Here is a 16,826-nt window from a genome sequence, read left to right as displayed (position 1 = left end):
ATTTTTTAGGAGGGTTTACGTGAATAACCGCTGGAACCAATTTATTTATAAGTGCTGGGCCCCTTTTTATGATGTCTTTTTTAATAACGGGATGTTTTATCGAGCCAGAAAAAAAGTCTTTCAAGATGTCCCCTTTTCGTCTGAGCAGCGCATTTTATTTGTAGGTGTTGGAACGGGTGCCGATTTAGCTTTTATTCCTCATCAAGTAAATGTAACAGCCATCGACTATTCCAGTGAAATGCTTCAAAAAGCAAAAGATAAATACAAAAACCCGTCTATAACTTTCCACCAAATGGACGCTCAGCAGCTAACATTCGACTCTTTTTCGTTTGATGTTGTTGTAGCAAGCTTAATTCTTAGCGTAGTACCTGATGCAAAGCAAGCTTTAAAAGAAATGACCAGAGTAGTAAAGCCTAAGGGAACGATCCTGATTTTTGATAAATTTGAAACTAAAAAGAAATCCGCGGCTTTTCCTAAAAAAATATTCCGCCTCTTCGTAAAATTACTAGGAACGGATATTGGCCTCTCTTTTGAACATATGCTTGAAGCAAGCCGGGATCAGCTTATCTTGAAGGAAAATTCAAGCGTCATGTTGAAAGGTATGTATCGGAAAATTATTTTGCAGAAAGTTGATGAATGACTTCAAAGACGAATGATGTCTTTTTAACGTGATGGATGTACATATTATTTTCTATCTTTAATTGAAGAAAGGATGAACATTTTGATGATGAAATCAAAGGTCATACCAGTTGTCCTTGCAGCAGGCATGGTGTCCGGCTGTGGAAACGAAAGTAAAGAAAGTTCAGCTAGCAAACATACAGAAACAACACAACATGAAGAACATCAGCCGCACACATTAGGGGATAAACGAGAAGAAACAAAAAATAGTGACACTCTCCCTTCCTTTCTGAGTGACAAGCCCGAAGATATGCAGCTTATTTATGCAGCCGCTGCTAAGCATCAAACCTTACTAGAAAACATTCCTTGCTACTGCGGATGTGGCGAAGAAGCTAATCATCAAAACAACTACGACTGTTTTATCTTTGAAAACAAAGAAAACGGCGCAGTAATGTGGGATGATCACGGAACAAAATGCGGTGTCTGCTTAGAAATAGCGGCTCAAGCTGTAGTAGACTACAGCAAAGGCAAAAGCATCGAAGACATTCGTCAAGAAATTGATCATAAATATAAGGAAGGCTATGCCACGCCTACTCCTACGCCGGAAATATGATGCTTCAGTATAAAAATCATATAAAGACTTTGATTTCTTTATTCAAAGTCTTTTTTTGTCATTTTATTATTGGTTGATAAAATCTCGTTTGACCTCACCTTTTTAAGTCCTTGTAAAACGCCATCATGTAAAAATAACACATTTGGACGTTTATTTACTGAATCCTCAGGGAATATGCTTTCTAACACCCAAATATAACCATGAGAGGAGAAAAAATCTATGAGTAATTCTGTAGAAACAAATCATTCAGCAAAAGTTGAAGGAGCCATTAATTCTATGAGCGAGGAGAAAAAAGAGGATATTCTCTCTAGCTTCGAAGGATTTAAAAGTTATCTAGGGGACAAGGTCTCAAAAGGTGAAAAGTTAGGGATGAATGAGGAACAGCTGGCTAAAACAGCTCAGAAAGTAGCTGATTATCTCGCTAAGCATGAAGAGCCTCGCAATCGAGAGGAAAACCTGCTTCACGAACTGTGGAAAGTTGGAGACAAAGAACAGCAGCATCACCTTGCCCATATGCTTGTAAGATTAGTTCAATAATAAAAAAGATGACACGCTGCCGTGTCATCTTTTTTATTTACAGATATTAAACAGCGGGAATGATAATTTGCTGCCCAATTTGCAGTTTGGTAGGATCTACGCTGGGATTTGCATCCTGCAGCTGCTGAGCAGTCATATTATACTTCTTTGCAATGCTATAGAACGTATCTCCTGCTTGTACAGTATACGTAGTGACAGGAAGAACAATCTGCTGCCCAATTTGCAGTTTGGTAGGATCTACGCCGTTATTTGCATCCTGCAGCTGCTGAACGGTGATATTATACTTCTTTGCAATGCTATAAAACGTATCTCCAGATTGAATGGTATAGAATGTAACGCTAGTAGAAGGTAAGTTTAAATACGCAGCAATTCCACGCGCGTGTGCTTCTCCCACTTCACGAAGAAACGTCGCGTTTTTTAATTTTTCAGCGTCGGCTGTTGTATCGATAAATAAGTTTTCAGTTAAAACAGCAGGCATATTTGTTTCACGCAGTACAGCATAATTAGCTGTTTTTAAACCGCGATCTGCAATCGTTCCAAATTTGCGCATGGTTGGTAAAATCTCTGCATGAAGCTCTTTTTGTAAAAGAGAAGATTGACTTCCCTCTTGTGATGGATAGCGATACGTTTCAAATCCAGTACCTCCGCCGGCATTAATGTGCATTGAAACAAATATATCTGCTCCCCATGCATTAGCTCGGTTCGCTCGATCTGATAATGAAACGAACACATCGGTTGAACGAGTTACTTGAACATCTACTAAATAGTTATGCTCTAAATACGCCCGCGCGTGTAATACAAGCTGCAGCGTAATATCTTTTTCACGCAAATTATTTCCTAAAGCGCCTGAATCTGTACCGCCGTGCCCTGCATCTAGCCATACTTTTTTCATGTGAACCTTTCCTTTCAGCCATAATATGAAAGAACTTGGGGTTAACACCGGCTTTGTCCGATGTTTTATCTCTCATTCTATATATATATGTAAGTGGACAAGAAGGGTTCGTCCTCTTAAAGGTTAGAGAACAATAACTTAAAAAACTGGATTTTACCATAAACATAAAAAATCCGAACGAATTGGATTTATCGTTCGGATCTCCCTTTAACTAACCTATGTCCACGCCTTTTAATAGAGATAAAAAGCAGGTTCGCCATCTTATCTTTTGCTATTTCTCACTAAAAGCAATTTTTAAGCCAATAAGCGTAAAGATAGAGCCTTGCACGAGATTAAGCCGCTTAGACAGCGCCGGAGATTTTCGCAAAAACTCCCCTACTTTCCCTGCAAATAGACTAATTAACGTAAAGATAATCAGCGCTTGAACTAAAAACACAGCTCCATAAACAAGCATTTGCTGTGTGGCGTGTCCGGTTGAATGATTAACAAACTGAGGTAAAAGAGCAAGAAAAAAAAGCGAAACTTTTGGATTTAGCAGGTTCATAATCACTCCTTTTTTATATAGCACCTTGTACTCAATGGCTTCTTTATTTTCAACAGCGAGAGCGGAATCTTTGGCTGTAAACGTCTTATAAGCCAGATATAATAAATAAGCTGCCCCAGCGTATTTGACAATAGCAAATGCTAAAGCTGATTGATAAATAATAGCCGACAGACCCAACGTTGCCGCTGCTATATGACCAAGCAAGCCCGTGCAAAGACCTAATGAAGTCGAAATCCCTGCATATTTACCGTTTGATATGCTTTGTGCTAAAACAAATAAGTTATCAGGACCAGGCATAACCGTAAGCAAAGCGGCTACACCTAAAAAAGAAGTGATTGATACGATATCCATAAGCCGTTCTCCCCCTGCATGATTTTGCCAACCATTATAGCATTTTTTACTATCTAGTATTCAAAAAAAGAAAATTTATCCATAAAAAAAGGATGGGACATAACTAAATCAATCTAATCTAAAGACGAATAAATTGTATACATGAGCTGAGCTGCTTGTTACACCGCTGTTGATTTCCGTGCAAGGCTTCGCTTTCCGCGGGCGGCCGCTGAGCCTCCTCGTCGCTTACGCTCCTGCGGGGTCTCACCTGTTCCGCTTTTCCCGCCGGAGTCTTCGCCTTGTCCTCCAATCAACTGCTAGAAGCAATTGAAAACATGAAATCTATCTTCAACATAACAACAAAAAACACGAACTACCAATTAAAAAATAATTAATAGTTCGCATTTGACTTTAACTGAAATACTTTTGTCCCAGCCTCATTTTTACTACTTATTTAATTTGTTTTTCTATAACTTGCTCTTTAGCCGAGGCAGTCTGTGCTTCCGCTTCTTTCATTTCATTATTAACATGAATTGCTTCTTTTAAATACTCTGTTTTGTACCCGCTTTTAAGTGCCCAAGCATAAAAGAAAAGTGCAACAATTGCAATAAGTCCCATATCCCAGCCGTATTTAATAATATTGAGTCCCCCGAATTTTTCACTTCCTATCCAGGAGATTGTCATCATACATAATAAGTAGACAATCATCCAAACGCCAGCTCGGAAGTTTTGACCAAAGCCTTTCCATTTTGATTTTGCTTGGTAATAAAAATAAATTGGCAAACCAATTAAAATAATAAATAATACCTGTCCAGTTAACGGCCATCTCGCCCAGTAAAGAGTAAGTGAAGCAAAAATAAAGCCAAGAGGCGCTATTACATTTAACCCTTTTATACGTAAAGGTCTATAAAGATCGGTCCCCGTTTTTCTTAACGTCATAGCTGTGATAGGACCAGTAAGATATGAAATTAACGTAGCTACAGAAATAATTTCGGCTAAAATTCCCCAGCCTCTAAATAAAAATAAAAAGATGAATGAGACAAATAGATTAAAAAACATGGCTTGACGAGGAACGCCGTAAAGCGGATGAACTCGTCCTAGTATATTCGGCAAGTATTTATTTTTTTCCATACCATAAATCATGCGTGACGTGGTAGCTGTATACGTAATACCTGTTCCTGATGGCGATACAAACGCATCTGCATATAAAACAATAACAAGCCAGTTAATATTTAGTGCAATCGCTAAATCGGCAAACGGCGAATTAAAGTTCAGATGACTCCATCCTTTTACAATTTCTGAAGGATTTACCGCTCCAATAAACGCAATTTGAAGCAATACATAGATCACGGTTGCAATCAAAATGGATCCTACCACGGCAATTGGAATAGAGCGTCCCGGATTTTTCGCTTCTCCCGCCATGTTAATAGGGCTTTGAAAACCGTTAAAAGCAAACACAATCCCAGACGTAGCAACAGCTGTCAACACGCTTGCCCATCCATTTGGAGCAACGCCTCCTGCAGAGGAAAAGTTTCCGCCGTGAAATCCTGCAAATAAAAGAGCACCAATTGTAAGCCCTGGAATCACAATTTTAAAAACGGTAATAAGTGAATTAGCTTTCGAAAATAAGCCTACCGTCCAATAATTTAAAAGAAAATAAATGATTAATAGCCCTGTAGCAATAGCCAAGCCTTTTCCAGTAAGAATCCCGTTTTCTACTAAACTCCCTGTCCATTTCGCCCACTCCCACGGCCATGAACTCATGTACTGAACAGAGGCAACCGCTTCAACAGGAATAACGGATACAATGGCAATCCAGTTTGCCCAAGCCGCAATAAAGCCAAGAAATGAGCCGTGCGAGTACTGCGTATACTTAACCATACCTCCTGCTTCTGGAAACATCGATCCTAGTTCACTGTAAGAAAGAGCTATAAATAAAATAACAACCATTCCAATAATCCAAGAAGCAATTGCTGCAGGGCCTGCAATTTGAGCAGCTCTCCATGCCCCAAACAGCCATCCTGATCCAATAATAGATCCAAGGCCGACCATCATGAGAGAAAACGTTCCCATTTTTCTATGTAAGTTATTCATGTATCTAACACCTTTCTTCTATATATTCTGAGAAGTGAGTTATTAAGCGCTTTCATTAAATTTAAAAAATAAAATTCATTTTGATCTCTAAAAATGCTGCTTAAAAGTACTAACCAAAAGCTTTTACATTCATTCACCCGTCCCCCTTCTTCATTTATTATTTGCTATTATATCATCATCAAGTTAAAAAAGTACGCGTTTTGAATAAAAAATATTTTTATTTTTAGAATTTTGTGCGTTTTACCAATTAAAAGTGCGCGTTTTGAACACTAACATTTATAAAAACAGCCTTTTCATTAAAGTGATATACAAACGATTTTGCTGCAATAACCAGAAAAAAAGCAGGATAAAATGAAGCGCTCATTTTACCCTGCTTTTTTAAATTATTTTACAACAGCTAACACTGTTTCTTTGAAGCTGTTATAAACATACGACCAAAGAGCCGGTTCTTCTTTATATCTTGTTCGTAACACAGAAAAGACTTCTTTTTGCTTTTCTTCAAACGAAGGATCTTCTTTTGAAGGAAGTTCGGCGCGAAGCTCATCCACGATTTGCTGAACTTGAGGAGCACGAGGACCCCATTTACCTAGTAAATTTCCTTCATTATTAAAAATTAAAATAATCGGAATAGCACGGCCGCCGTTTGTTAAGTGACGATCAATTAATTCGGTGTCCGCATCGCGCAGTGCAACACGCACATCGATACCGGCAGCTTCAGCTACTTTACGAATGATTGGGTTAATCATCATCGCATCTCCGCACCAATCTTCAGTAATTGCTAAGAAGTGAAGCTTGTGAGCTTTTAATTTGTCAGCCAGTCCATCTTTAGGAAGCTGAAATTGTTCATAAACAGCTAAACTTTCCTCTTTTAATGTACTCATGTCGTTCATATATGTTTGAATTGATTTTCCTTCTTCAAAATACTGTTGTTCTGTTTTCATCAAGATCCCTCTTTCTTTTTTGTATACGAATAGATGAGATATCCAATCTCGTTTTCGTCTTTTCTATACGCACTACTAGTATAGCTTTTAAGCACCATGAATCAAAATATAAAAGTCTGCGTGCTCATTTTGATCATGTTTTTTTATTCTGCGACGGAATTCATAAAACTTCAATTTAAAAACAGCACATTGAGATGTTATAAAAAAAGAGAATGGGGTACATGTACACTATCAATGTAACAAATTTTAAATCTTTGTGAATATTTGAGAATGTTTATTGTGTAACCGTCATCTTTTGATTATGATAATGATATGTTAGCTACTTGACTAAATATGGAGGATGAGGCGAATATGAATCAATCCCCGCATGAAAAGCGAAAAAAACGCAAACAGTTTGTAGAACGTTTAAGACTAAAAGGAATCAAAATAGAGCTGACAAAACCGCGCTCTCACTTTTCTTCACTATCCTTACTAAAATCATAACTCGTAGCCACCTTTTTCTAAAGCGGAACGGTATCGAATTTCAACTATCTATGCTAATGCTTACATATCATTTCAAAAAGAACAGCTTCTAAATGCTGTTCTTTTTTGATGTTTCTTTATATTTCTGCTCTGTCAAAAAAATTATAAACCTTTTTCTTTATTTTTCCCTTTTTTCTACCTAGGGCTTTCCGCTCCCTTCCATATGGTATTCTCAAAATATATAGTTCTATAAATACCTTAAATTACCACTATATTCAAGGTATATATAATATAAGTATATATTGTAAATTTATAACTCTTACTATATAATCTTGTAGAAAACGTAAAAAAAAGGAGAAAATTGATGAAAAAACTGGGGACAATTTTATTATCATTTCTGCTGTTTGTTGGCGTATTTCCAACGTCTTCATTCGCAGCCGCGTCAACATTTGACGCAGACTTCAACAAATATTTAAAATCGGTAAGCCAAACGCGAGGTTTTGAAGTAACCAAAGACGACGTTGAATATTCACTTTCACTGTATGACGATAGTCTTGAAAACTACGATACAATCGCAGATTTAGAAGATTTTTTAGGTGAACCGATTGCAGCTGACTTACATAATGTGCAAGATTTGTATGCAGATTTTGACTTAGACAAAACAAGCTTAAATGCGTTATTAAAAGAGAACGGCCAAAGCTTAGACGACTATGTGTACCTAGATGATTTATACGATGATGTCGGCTTCTATCTAGAAGGCGATGACTGGTATGAAGATGATGAGTCATATGACGAAGAAGACACTTCTTACGATGATGAATTAAGTGAAGAAGATTTAAGCGGCTTACTATCATTTATGCAGTCTGAATTAGGCTTAACTTCAGAAGAGTTAAATCGAATTGAAGCACATTTTACATCGTTAGAAGATGAGCTTTCAAATGAAGCAACGCTTAACCGCTTAGATCAATTAGGCGAGCGCTTAGCGGCATTCGAAGATTTTGATACAGCAACAGAATTATCTGCTGATCAAATCGCTGAATTAATGTCTATTTATAAAGAAATGCTATCAATCTTCCATTTAGACGCTAAATTTTCACTTGTACAAGGCGGAAATGAAAGACCGCTTTCTCTTACTGATTTAATCAACTTAGAAGAATTAAAAAATGCAAGTCTAAAAATTTCTCTTTATACAACAGACGGTGAATTTTTAGCAGACATGGTGATCACAGGCGATATGTTTAATTCTGATATCATCACAGATACAGGAAAAGAAGTAGAAAAATCTGCTGAAGCTGTAGCAAAACCAGCTCAAGCGCAAAAACCAGCAGTAGAAAAGAAACAAGAACCGGAGAAGCAACAAACGAATAGCGCTGTACAAAAAACCGTTAAAGGCGGAAAACTTCCGGAAACGGCTTCTAATTATGTAACAAATACATTAATTGGATTAGTGCTTGTAGCCGCTGGCTTTGTTCTTTTCCGCAAAGTGAGACGCGCATAAAATGGAACCAAGAAAAACAAGAAGAACAATCAATCGTAAAAAGCGGTTGATTGTTCTTTCCCTTTTAGCCGCTGTCATCTGCTTTGGTCTTTGGTTTACAACAACAAACGCCTATAAATTTGCAAGAGGCTATTTGGCATTTAAAACAATGGATACAGAAGAACCAGCCGCAGCTTCAGTTTCTAAAAGCAAGGACTCATCAACAGCAGACTCTTCTGCTGAAGCTTCTTCTGTTGAACCAAAAAAAGCGGTACACTCTCGTACTGCTAGCTCAGAAAAAAAGCCGAAAGTGTCAAATGTGTCTTATCCGAAACAGCCAAAAATCGGTGATTTAATGGGAGAACTATATATTCCTAAATTAAATGCGAAGCTGCCAATTTATCACGGTACGAACGAAGATGAATTAGAAAAAGGCGTCGGTCATTTTGCGGGAAGCGTGCTGCCTGGTCAAAACGACAATTCTGTTCTATCAGGACATCGCGATACGGTTTTTCGTAAGCTTGGCGACGTGGGTGAAGGCGATTCGCTTGTGGTAAGTACAGCAGCAGGCACCTTCACATACAAAGTAAACAAAGTACGAATTGTGGATGCGGATGACCGGACCGTTATTGTGCCAAAACCTAGAGCCACTTTAACCGTCAGCACCTGTTATCCATTTAACTACGTTGGTTCAGCACCTGAACGCTATATTTTAGTCGCTCACCTTGTTGCATCAACTACAAAATAAAAAAGCTGCCCTTAAAGAGGCAGCTTTTTTTAATGAATAGATTTCATTAGTAAATCAAACCATATTTTCAACGAAGTCGCCGTAATAACGACTGCTAAGATCACTTGCAGCGACGCTACCTTCGTCTTTTGCCCGACAAAAGCGCCAATCGGAGCTGCTAGTAAGCTTGCTCCAATAATCATAAGCGCCGGAAGCAAAAGGACTTGATGTGTCATTACTTTACCGAATGTTGTTCCCATAGACGAAATAAACGTCACGGCTAATGAGCTTGCAATCGTTACGCGCACAGGAATTTTTAACACGGTAATCATAATAGGAACAAGTAAAAATGCGCCTCCTGCTCCGACAATCCCCCCGCAAATTCCAACTAAAAACGCCAGGGCTGCTGCCAAAGGTTTTGAAAACGTCACTTCGAATGAATCGGCCGCTGGATTATTTTTTTTGGGCATAAACATTAATCCTGCAGCAATTGTTGCCATCACGCCGTAAATGAAATTGATCATTCCTTCTGAAAACGAGTTTGATAGCGTTGAACCAATGAGACTACCAACTAAGACACTGACGCCCATATATAAAATTAACGGTTTATTCAAATAGCCGCCCTTTTTATAAGCAAGAGCTCCTGAAACGGAGGCAAACAGCGACTGCACAGCTCCTATACCAGCTACTTCGTGCGCGCTGAATATTCCCACTCCTACAAGAGGCGGAACAAATAGCAACAGCGGGTACAAAACAACTGACCCTCCAATTCCAAGCATACCTGCTAAAAATGACCCGAAAAACCCGAGTGCAAATACCGTTATTAATAGTTGTACATCCATGTTTTTACCACCTGCTTTTATCAATCCAATATCATGTTTGTTAGAAAGTATGTATACATACAACGCCTTATCTCTTCTTCCATTGTATCACTGTATATGCTTCTTTTCTGTAAAAATATTGATAAAAGTGCTTTCAATTATTAATTTTTTTAATCATTAAAATCCTATCGACTTTATGCGTTATTTACGTTTAGCTCAAACTTCCTCGTTCTCGGCTCTGCTACTTGTGGTAGAATAAAGAAAAACTAGATGTTAGAACTGCCTACACGCTACGCTTATCTCAGCAGGCCCATCATCACAGGAGGCTTTCGTATGTTTGAATACAAAATTGATGACGAAGTTAGTTTGCATTTAATTGAATCAACTGACGCTTTCCCCTTGCTTTCTCTTATTAACGAGTCAAGACCTTACCTAAAAGAATGGCTCCCATGGGTAGATAGCATGCAAAGTATTGCTGACTATGATGAACTCATCCCTGAATGGAGAGCTCAATACTATAATAACCAAGGGTTCCAGGCGATCATTCGGTACTACGGAGAAATCGCCGGAATGATTGGTTTCCACGGAATTAATTGGGGAAATAAAAGTACAAGTCTCGGCTATTGGATTGGACATGATTTCCAAGGAAAAGGCATTATGACAAGAGCAGTACACGGATGCCTGAATTATGCATTTAATACGTTAAACCTTCATCGAGTCGAAATACGCTGCGGCATTAATAATGAAAAAAGCAAAGCCATCCCTACGCGTCTAGGTTTTACGGAAGAAGGCATTTGCAGAGAAGGTGAATATCTATATGACCACTACCACGATCTTGTAATTTATGGCATGTTAAAACACGAGTGGAAGCAAGCTCCTTATGCTCCGTGGCTTCTTTCTTAAAAAGCAGGATCATTTGTACAAGCTATCGTTTAAATAGGGTATAGTAAAAAGATTAAAAGAAGCTGGGACAACAATATGTGAGTTGAAGAGAAATCCGAACGAGGTTGATTCTTAATGAAGAATCAACCTCGTTCGGATTTTTTATTGTGATGCTGAACACAGGTTTCATTCAATGCAGGTGATACCAGCTGTTGATTGGAGGGCAAGACGAAGACTCCTGCGGGAAAAGCGGAATAGATGAGACCCCGCAGGGGAGAAGCGACGAGGAGGCTCATCGGCCGCCCGCGGAAAGCGAAGTCTTGTACGGAAATCAACAGCGGTGTAACAAGCGGTTCAGCTCATGTATCCAATTTGTTCGCCTTTTGATTGGAGCGATTTCGTTATGTTTCAACCTATTTTTTAATTAAAATATTGAAGCTGTTCGCGGCGAAGCTTATCTTTTTGTTTGTCCGAAATTGAGTAGTCGTAGTTATAAATAGCTCCTTCCCAATCTCCATACATTGGATTTGGAAACACAATTAGCTTTTGACCAAATGCTTCTTTTTGTTCTTCTACAAGCTTATTTCGATCGTTCATCGACTTTTTATCAAAGCCGCTAAAATCAGATAAGTTATCACCAAACAGCAGGACTACATTATGATTCGTCGCTACTTTTTGACGGCGCGTTTCTTTTCCTTCGTCTTTTGGACCTGTCAACAGCACATGGTCTTTGGTTGCTTGAGGAATATGTAAATTCTTTAGGTTTTTAATTGTTGCCTCAAGCTGAGAAGTTGTACGGCCTGAAATGTAGTAAATATCTACACCTTTTTGATCTGCATACGTCAAGAAATCGACAGCACCTGGCACTGCTTTCGCTTTTGCTGCTTGCACCCATTCATCCCACTTATAAGGGAATCCTTTACCCGTTTTGATGGCTGAAGCTTGAAATGGGCTATTATCAAGCACGGTTTCATCTAAATCCAAAATAATGGCAGGCTTTTTATCGGTACTTTTTGCAAGCGTCTTATCTAAACGAAGCTTCCCTGTATTATAGCCTTGGTAATACAAAGCTTTCATCTCGCCGGATGTCTGGTACCAAGCGTCCGCCATAATTTGCTGATCAGCTAGATTTTGAACGGGTTCTTTTTTCTCAGCAGAAACCTCTTTTTCCTGCTGAGGGGCACATGCTGTAAGCGAAAAAGCAAGTACAGCCACCCCTGTCAACGCTGATAATTTCTTATTCATTTTGCATCCACTTCCATCTCTACATATTTTCATGCTAATAATGTTATATATTACCTCAATCAAACAAAAAATCAACACAAATACGAATAATATTTTAATTAATAATTAAAATAGTTCGTTTTAACTGATATTCCTTCCCTTTTTTTGACCATTATCCAAATATTTGTTTATACATTTTCCAAAATCCGTTTTTCTCATTCTTTCTTTTTAATTTTTTTTTAGAAACATATCGGCTTATCACTCATTTGCTCCAGAAGAACTCAATAAATCTGAATTATCTAACTTTTTATCTTGTGTTAGATTCTCTCACAAAAGTGCTTTTTTTTGAAAAGATATATAGTAAAATAGATTTTGTGAATTAAAAGACGGTGTTTTCTATCGAAAGTATTGTATAAATATACAAAAGGGGATGGAGATATGAATCACGTAAAACAATGGGGATGGATTACCTTTGGCTGCTTATGCGTTGCCATCGGAATTCAATTTTTAACCGCTTCTAACCTCGTTATTGGCGGAACGGCAGGACTTGGCATTGTGCTGCAGCATTTAACCGGTATTTCATTTGGGGTATTGTTCTTTATCATCAATCTACCGTTTTATTTTATGGCTCTTACACAAATTGGACTGCAGTTTACGATAAAAAGCTTCATCAGCGTTAGCTTGATGTCAGTGATGTCCGATTTATTAGCTGCCAACTTTTCATTTGCACTTCCGCATCCGCTTGTAGCCGCGGTTATGGGCGGCATTATCGTCGGCATTGGACTAATCTTTTTGTTTCGTCACGGCTCTTCTCTTGGCGGAATCAACATGCTATGCGTGTTTCTTGATAAGAGGTTTGGCATTAATCCAGGTAAAACAATGCTTTTGACAGATGTGTTGATTGTAGGCTCTGCAACAGTGGTATTCGGCGTAGTTCAAGTTCTTTATTCATTAATCGGTATCTTCATCATGACAGGACTGCTTGGACGCTATCACAAACGCTCGCCAATCGAACGAACTGGTGAACATATCGAAGAAGAAGCCAAGCAACAAACGGCTTCAACTATGTAAAAAAACCGTGCGGAAATGATCCCGCACGGTTTTTTTACGCTTATTCTGCTACTTTTACAAGCTGTTTTCCTAAGTTTGCTCCTTTGAATAACCCAAGGAACGCTTCAGGTACATTTTCAAAACCTTCTACAACGTTTTCGCTGTACTTGATTTTCCCTTGCTGCACCCATTCGCCTAACTGCTTAATGCCTTCAGGGAATTTGTCAGCATAGTCGGCTACGATAAACCCTTTCATTAGCGCACTGTTAATTAATAAAGGTGTTTGAACACGTGGTCCAACATCTTGTTTTTCTAAGTTATACAGTGAAATTTGGCCGCAAAGTGGAATGCGCGCAAATTTATTTAATAAGCTAACAACTGCATCTGAAATCTCTCCGCCGACGTTTTCAAAGTAAACATCAACTCCATTAGGACACGCTTCTTTCAATGCTTCTTTCACATTTCCTTTTTTATAATTAATCACTTCATCAAATCCGAGCTCATCTTTTAAATAAGCAATTTTATCTTCAGAACCTGCGATGCCGACAACACGTGCGCCTTTAATTTTAGCGATTTGACCAACAACAGATCCAACAGCACCTGCTGCACCGGAAACGACTACTGTTTCGCCTTCTTTTGGCTGACCGATTTCAAGCAGTCCAAAGTAAGCTGTGAGACCAGGCATACCAAGAACGCCGATAGCCGTTGTAATTGGCGCTAGCTCTGGATCAACTTTCTGTAAGTTTTTTGCTTCTGCGGCTGAATAGCGTTTCCAAGGAAGCATACCTGTCACGATATCGCCTTCTTTAAAGCGATCTGATTTTGATTCCGTTACGCGTGCTACAATGCCGCCTGCAAGCGGTGCGTTTAGCTCAAATGGAGGAACATATGATTTTGTATCGTTCATGCGTCCTCTCATATACGGATCAACAGAAAGGTAAAGTGTTTGAACAAGTACCTCGCCTTCTTTCGCTGTAGGCATTTCAATTTTTTCGTATTTAAACGTATCTTTTGTTGGCATTCCCTTTGGGCGTTCTGCTAATAAAATTTGTTCATTCATCGATATCGCTCCTTTTTATTTCTCTGTTTTTTGTAAAATGTGCTAAACTTACCTTTGTTATTTTAAATTATATATTGTGCACAATGCAAAAAATATGATTGTGCAATAACACCGAAGGAGAAAAAGACATGGAGCTAATGCGCTGTAAAGAAAATGTTGTTAAAAAACTAAACGAGTTTGTTGAAGTAACTCCCCCCGTTATTTTGTTTAAAAAAGGCAATATGTATCCGATTAAAATGGATATCAACTATAACTGGATTGCCACGGATGAACAAGGTCATGAGCATATTGTCGCTTCAAACACAAAGAACGTGCAGGACGACTACTGGTTTAGCTACCATTTTGACTTATATTAAGGAGTTTCCCGGATTTACTCTTCATAAACGTTATATAAATAAAGTGTTGTATTAGTAAAAACAGCGCCAGAATTCTGGCGCTGTTTTTATGTAGTAATCGCAATTGTACGGGTGGTCGTTTGAACGGTCACCCCAGTTGAAGAACGGACAAAAAATTCCATTCTGACTGAGTACGTGTATGTACCAATTGATGCTACTGTATCTACCCATGTAAAAGAAAGAACATTTTGCTGAGTGAATGATAGTGTTAAAACGGCTGCAGCTCCTTGCTGTAAATTCTGTGAAAACAAAAGCTGAGAATTTCTATATACTCTAAGTGTTACCCCGTATTGATAACTAGTTAATCCAAGAGGAATGTTTGCTTCAACTGTAGCAAATCCATCTATCTTCATCTTCTGATTGTTTTTTTTGGTCTCAGCATTTACTGTTAAAATGCTCGTTTCAGAACCGTAAGTCAACGACTGCACGTTTTGAGACTGCGATGAAAATATATTCAGCTGGCTTTGAATCAAGTCTCCCATTACTTTCCCTCCCTTTATTTATATGGAATATACGGTAATAAAGTATATACTTACCTTTTGGTTTACATGACTAAGAGTTCAAAGACCTCCTTAAACCAGCTTGTTAAAACTATTTCTTAATTCACAAAAGCTGGCTACTGTAATGTTCCATTTTCTGCATCGATATCTACTTAAGATTATGTTACAATCACGGTAAAGTAATTTATGATTGATAGAATAAAAGCTAGAGCTTGAAAAATTCGAGGTGGATTATGCAAGGTAAAGTTGTATATAAAGAAGGATTTTCAGTGATAGGCATAGCAAAAAACGGAGAGTATCAAAAAGAGAATCTTTTGAAGCAAATACTTAAAGAAAAAGAAATGATTACTTCTTCAAAAGAACCTCATATGATTACAGGCATTTGCATGGCTCCGAAAAGAGAAAATTATTTTTATATTGCAGGTACAGAAGTGGCTGATACGGCTTGTATTCCAAGCGGTATGAGCGTTCATACGTTTCCTTCGTTTACATACCTGCAGTTTAAACACAGAGGTCCCATTACATCGCTTGGGTCGACGTATAACAGCATCTGGAATGAATGGCTGCCGAACTCTCCTTACAGCATGATTGAAGGTCCTGCTCTTGAAATTGTAAATACAGCTATACACGGCAATTTATATAGTGATACATATGAAATGGATATTTATATTCCCATAAAGCTTGGACATTAAAAAAGGTGAACTTACGTTCACCTTTTTCCTATTTTTGCAGCTGTTTATATAAATGATAAAGAGTAAAAACGCACTCTGGATGACGCTCTTTATGGTTAAAAAAGCCATGGGGAAACATGAGTGAAAGATTCCCTTTTTCAATTCCGGTCACATACTTGTTTTCCATAAGCGGATATTCTTTCACAACCCAGCGCGCTTCATCAATCGTAGACGTAACCACCTCACCAAAGTATACGCCCATACACTCTTCGAATTCTTCTTTTGTTATTGAAAAACAGTCAAAGCGATCGCCGTCTTCTAGATCATAGTAAAGAAGCTCTAATATTTTCAAACTTTCATCTGTAAAATCAACGGTGAATTCAGCTACCGCTTTGCTTATTTCATGAATATGATTCATGCACTGTTCGCGCACTTGATGATAGTAATAGCTAGCTTCAAACTGATGTTCACACGTCACTAGCGATTCTCCGTATGATGCTGTTAGATCATGATGCTTGCTCATGCTGACACCTCCACGCTAAGCTTATGGAGCAAGTATAACATTAACCAAGCTACTATTGAGCATCTTCCATTAACAACCTATTCGCGGCAATATTAGGTTCACTTCTTACTCATTATTCTGCCGTACACAAATCCTCCGCTAACAAGAAGAATACCGCTAATTAATACGCTGCTTAAAAAGATTTGCGAATGCATCAAGTGATTATACATCATCCACACGCTCATTTCGTCATCTCCTTTTGGCCTTTTTTAACTAGTATCCCCGATTTTCTTGCCGCACATGCCGGCATTTTCATCATTTTTTCATCAAGCCTCTATATAGTTAAAGCCGTGAAGCCAACTATCTTTTTTCATCGTTTTACTCCTTAAAAAGCCTGCTTATGACTCTAAAGCAGGCTTTTTTTATAGGTTGAAACAAGTAATTAAGCCGTCTATCCCCACTAATTGTGCATAGTAAGGTATAATT

General features: G+C 38.3%; 22 protein-coding genes. 11 read left to right on the top strand and 11 right to left on the bottom strand.

Annotation, left to right across the window (positions count from 1 at the left end):
- The first annotated feature begins 19 nt into the window (after positions 1–19).
- The 3 genes from SCI76_RS24640 to SCI76_RS24630 all read left to right on the top strand — a co-directional run bounded on the left by SCI76_RS24640 (position 20) and on the right by SCI76_RS24630 (position 1,768).
- Complete coding sequence (locus tag SCI76_RS24640; RefSeq protein ID WP_028414429.1) at positions 20–640, top strand: class I SAM-dependent methyltransferase; 621 nt, start codon at positions 20–22, stop codon at positions 638–640.
- A gap of 84 nt (positions 641–724) precedes the next feature.
- Positions 725–1,231 carry a PCYCGC motif-containing (lipo)protein gene (locus SCI76_RS24635; protein WP_080968589.1) on the top strand — a complete coding sequence of 169 codons (507 nt, stop codon included), beginning with the start codon at positions 725–727 and terminating at the stop codon, positions 1,229–1,231.
- A gap of 219 nt (positions 1,232–1,450) precedes the next feature.
- Positions 1,451–1,768: a DUF3243 domain-containing protein gene (locus SCI76_RS24630; protein WP_013083905.1), complete on the top strand. Its 318-nt coding sequence runs from the start codon at positions 1,451–1,453 to the stop codon at positions 1,766–1,768.
- Between the two features lie 46 nt (positions 1,769–1,814).
- Here SCI76_RS24630 and SCI76_RS24625 read toward each other — a convergent pair whose 3' ends face one another.
- From SCI76_RS24625 to SCI76_RS24605, 5 genes are all read right to left on the bottom strand, one after another.
- Positions 1,815–2,660: an N-acetylmuramoyl-L-alanine amidase gene (locus SCI76_RS24625; protein ID WP_048018945.1), complete on the bottom strand. Its 846-nt coding sequence runs from the start codon at positions 2,658–2,660 to the stop codon at positions 1,815–1,817.
- 271 nt (positions 2,661–2,931) lie between these two features.
- Entirely contained in the window at positions 2,932–3,555 is a 624-nt protein-coding gene (locus SCI76_RS24620) for a LysE family translocator (protein WP_033580556.1), read from the bottom strand.
- Positions 3,556–3,713: 158 nt separating this feature from the next.
- On the bottom strand, positions 3,714–3,848 hold the full coding sequence (locus SCI76_RS24615; protein ID WP_255901545.1) for a hypothetical protein: 135 nt from the start codon (positions 3,846–3,848) through the stop codon (positions 3,714–3,716).
- A 136-nt stretch (positions 3,849–3,984) separates the two neighbouring features.
- The gene (locus tag SCI76_RS24610; protein ID WP_047750503.1) at positions 3,985–5,628 is read right to left on the bottom strand and encodes an APC family permease; all 1,644 of its coding nucleotides are present in this window, start codon (positions 5,626–5,628) and stop codon (positions 3,985–3,987) included.
- A 383-nt stretch (positions 5,629–6,011) separates the two neighbouring features.
- Positions 6,012–6,569 (bottom strand): thioredoxin family protein, encoded by a 558-nt coding sequence (locus tag SCI76_RS24605; RefSeq protein ID WP_047750502.1) that lies wholly within the window; start codon positions 6,567–6,569, stop codon positions 6,012–6,014.
- A gap of 351 nt (positions 6,570–6,920) precedes the next feature.
- On the opposite strand from SCI76_RS24605, the gene SCI76_RS24600 reads away from it, so the two are divergent.
- The 3 genes from SCI76_RS24600 to SCI76_RS24590 all read left to right on the top strand — a co-directional run bounded on the left by SCI76_RS24600 (position 6,921) and on the right by SCI76_RS24590 (position 9,256).
- Positions 6,921–7,052, top strand: coding sequence for a hypothetical protein (locus tag SCI76_RS24600; RefSeq protein ID WP_013057845.1), 132 nt, complete (start codon positions 6,921–6,923; stop codon positions 7,050–7,052).
- Positions 7,053–7,395: 343 nt separating this feature from the next.
- Positions 7,396–8,529 carry a processed acidic surface protein gene (locus SCI76_RS24595; protein WP_048018943.1) on the top strand — a complete coding sequence of 378 codons (1,134 nt, stop codon included), beginning with the start codon at positions 7,396–7,398 and terminating at the stop codon, positions 8,527–8,529.
- 1 nt (position 8,530) lies between these two features.
- The gene (locus SCI76_RS24590; RefSeq protein WP_028414436.1) at positions 8,531–9,256 is read left to right on the top strand and encodes a class D sortase; all 726 of its coding nucleotides are present in this window, start codon (positions 8,531–8,533) and stop codon (positions 9,254–9,256) included.
- A 29-nt stretch (positions 9,257–9,285) separates the two neighbouring features.
- Here the strand turns inward: SCI76_RS24590 and SCI76_RS24585 are convergent, their stop codons facing one another.
- Positions 9,286–10,077: a sulfite exporter TauE/SafE family protein gene (locus tag SCI76_RS24585; protein ID WP_033580552.1), complete on the bottom strand. Its 792-nt coding sequence runs from the start codon at positions 10,075–10,077 to the stop codon at positions 9,286–9,288.
- 312 nt (positions 10,078–10,389) lie between these two features.
- Between SCI76_RS24585 and SCI76_RS24580 the strand changes: the two genes are divergently transcribed.
- Positions 10,390–10,959: a GNAT family N-acetyltransferase gene (locus SCI76_RS24580; RefSeq protein ID WP_034270344.1), complete on the top strand. Its 570-nt coding sequence runs from the start codon at positions 10,390–10,392 to the stop codon at positions 10,957–10,959.
- Between the two features lie 191 nt (positions 10,960–11,150).
- Positions 11,151–11,366 carry a hypothetical protein gene (locus SCI76_RS24575; protein ID WP_168760335.1) on the top strand — a complete coding sequence of 72 codons (216 nt, stop codon included), beginning with the start codon at positions 11,151–11,153 and terminating at the stop codon, positions 11,364–11,366.
- Here SCI76_RS24575 and SCI76_RS24570 read toward each other — a convergent pair.
- Complete coding sequence (locus tag SCI76_RS24570; protein ID WP_168761010.1) at positions 11,359–12,183, bottom strand: 5'-nucleotidase, lipoprotein e(P4) family; 825 nt, start codon at positions 12,181–12,183, stop codon at positions 11,359–11,361. The genes SCI76_RS24575 and SCI76_RS24570 overlap by 8 nt on opposite strands.
- Positions 12,184–12,600: 417 nt before the next feature.
- On the opposite strand from SCI76_RS24570, the gene SCI76_RS24565 reads away from it, so the two are divergent.
- Positions 12,601–13,233 (top strand): YitT family protein, encoded by a 633-nt coding sequence (locus tag SCI76_RS24565; protein WP_028414439.1) that lies wholly within the window; start codon positions 12,601–12,603, stop codon positions 13,231–13,233.
- Positions 13,234–13,273: 40 nt separating this feature from the next.
- On the opposite strand, the gene SCI76_RS24560 is transcribed toward SCI76_RS24565, so the two are convergent.
- On the bottom strand, positions 13,274–14,272 hold the full coding sequence (locus tag SCI76_RS24560) for an NADP-dependent oxidoreductase (RefSeq protein WP_168761011.1): 999 nt from the start codon (positions 14,270–14,272) through the stop codon (positions 13,274–13,276).
- 128 nt (positions 14,273–14,400) lie between these two features.
- Between SCI76_RS24560 and SCI76_RS24555 the strand changes: the two genes are divergently transcribed.
- Positions 14,401–14,628 carry a hypothetical protein gene (locus SCI76_RS24555; protein ID WP_048018940.1) on the top strand — a complete coding sequence of 76 codons (228 nt, stop codon included), beginning with the start codon at positions 14,401–14,403 and terminating at the stop codon, positions 14,626–14,628.
- An 86-nt stretch (positions 14,629–14,714) separates the two neighbouring features.
- Here SCI76_RS24555 and SCI76_RS24550 read toward each other — a convergent pair whose 3' ends face one another.
- Positions 14,715–15,149 carry a hypothetical protein gene (locus SCI76_RS24550; protein ID WP_063247342.1) on the bottom strand — a complete coding sequence of 145 codons (435 nt, stop codon included), beginning with the start codon at positions 15,147–15,149 and terminating at the stop codon, positions 14,715–14,717.
- Between the two features lie 251 nt (positions 15,150–15,400).
- On the opposite strand from SCI76_RS24550, the gene SCI76_RS24545 reads away from it, so the two are divergent.
- On the top strand, positions 15,401–15,859 hold the full coding sequence (locus SCI76_RS24545; protein ID WP_047750500.1) for a GyrI-like domain-containing protein: 459 nt from the start codon (positions 15,401–15,403) through the stop codon (positions 15,857–15,859).
- A gap of 28 nt (positions 15,860–15,887) precedes the next feature.
- Here SCI76_RS24545 and SCI76_RS24540 read toward each other — a convergent pair whose 3' ends face one another.
- Both SCI76_RS24540 and SCI76_RS24535 read right to left on the bottom strand, forming a co-directional pair.
- A complete protein-coding gene (locus tag SCI76_RS24540) occupies positions 15,888–16,361 on the bottom strand; it encodes a hypothetical protein (RefSeq protein WP_328175037.1) in 474 nt (157 codons plus the stop codon).
- Positions 16,362–16,459: 98 nt separating this feature from the next.
- Positions 16,460–16,585, bottom strand: a complete 126-nt coding sequence (locus tag SCI76_RS24535) for a hypothetical protein (protein ID WP_016764808.1) — start codon at positions 16,583–16,585, stop codon at positions 16,460–16,462.
- Positions 16,586–16,826 lie beyond the last annotated feature (241 nt).

The sequence above is a fragment of the Priestia sp. HNGD-A6 genome (assembly GCF_045784335.1).
GTDB lineage: Bacteria > Bacillota > Bacilli > Bacillales > Bacillaceae_H > Priestia > Priestia zanthoxyli.
Note: the sequence above shows the minus strand (reverse complement) of the source record. Positions and strands in the feature narration are given on the sequence as shown.

Bases quoted from the DNA above. Each gene is read 5' to 3' on its own strand.
- SCI76_RS24580 (WP_034270344.1), top strand. From the start codon at position 10,390: ATGTTTGAATACAAAATTGATGACGAAGTTAGTTTGCATTTAATTGAA.
- SCI76_RS24625 (WP_048018945.1), bottom strand. From the start codon at position 2,660: ATGAAAAAAGTATGGCTAGATGCAGGGCACGGCGGTACAGATTCAGGC.
- SCI76_RS24555 (WP_048018940.1), top strand. From the start codon at position 14,401: ATGGAGCTAATGCGCTGTAAAGAAAATGTTGTTAAAAAACTAAACGAG.
- SCI76_RS24545 (WP_047750500.1), top strand. From the start codon at position 15,401: ATGCAAGGTAAAGTTGTATATAAAGAAGGATTTTCAGTGATAGGCATA.
- SCI76_RS24565 (WP_028414439.1), top strand. From the start codon at position 12,601: ATGAATCACGTAAAACAATGGGGATGGATTACCTTTGGCTGCTTATGC.
- SCI76_RS24560 (WP_168761011.1), bottom strand. From the start codon at position 14,272: ATGAATGAACAAATTTTATTAGCAGAACGCCCAAAGGGAATGCCAACA.
- SCI76_RS24630 (WP_013083905.1), top strand. From the start codon at position 1,451: ATGAGTAATTCTGTAGAAACAAATCATTCAGCAAAAGTTGAAGGAGCC.
- SCI76_RS24635 (WP_080968589.1), top strand. From the start codon at position 725: ATGATGAAATCAAAGGTCATACCAGTTGTCCTTGCAGCAGGCATGGTG.
- SCI76_RS24600 (WP_013057845.1), top strand. From the start codon at position 6,921: ATGAATCAATCCCCGCATGAAAAGCGAAAAAAACGCAAACAGTTTGTA.
- SCI76_RS24535 (WP_016764808.1), bottom strand. From the start codon at position 16,585: ATGAGCGTGTGGATGATGTATAATCACTTGATGCATTCGCAAATCTTT.
- SCI76_RS24610 (WP_047750503.1), bottom strand. From the start codon at position 5,628: ATGAATAACTTACATAGAAAAATGGGAACGTTTTCTCTCATGATGGTC.
- SCI76_RS24550 (WP_063247342.1), bottom strand. From the start codon at position 15,149: ATGGGAGACTTGATTCAAAGCCAGCTGAATATATTTTCATCGCAGTCT.
- SCI76_RS24570 (WP_168761010.1), bottom strand. From the start codon at position 12,183: ATGAATAAGAAATTATCAGCGTTGACAGGGGTGGCTGTACTTGCTTTT.
- SCI76_RS24540 (WP_328175037.1), bottom strand. From the start codon at position 16,361: ATGAGCAAGCATCATGATCTAACAGCATCATACGGAGAATCGCTAGTG.
- SCI76_RS24595 (WP_048018943.1), top strand. From the start codon at position 7,396: ATGAAAAAACTGGGGACAATTTTATTATCATTTCTGCTGTTTGTTGGC.
- SCI76_RS24585 (WP_033580552.1), bottom strand. From the start codon at position 10,077: ATGGATGTACAACTATTAATAACGGTATTTGCACTCGGGTTTTTCGGG.
- SCI76_RS24620 (WP_033580556.1), bottom strand. From the start codon at position 3,555: ATGGATATCGTATCAATCACTTCTTTTTTAGGTGTAGCCGCTTTGCTT.
- SCI76_RS24590 (WP_028414436.1), top strand. From the start codon at position 8,531: ATGGAACCAAGAAAAACAAGAAGAACAATCAATCGTAAAAAGCGGTTG.
- SCI76_RS24605 (WP_047750502.1), bottom strand. From the start codon at position 6,569: ATGAAAACAGAACAACAGTATTTTGAAGAAGGAAAATCAATTCAAACA.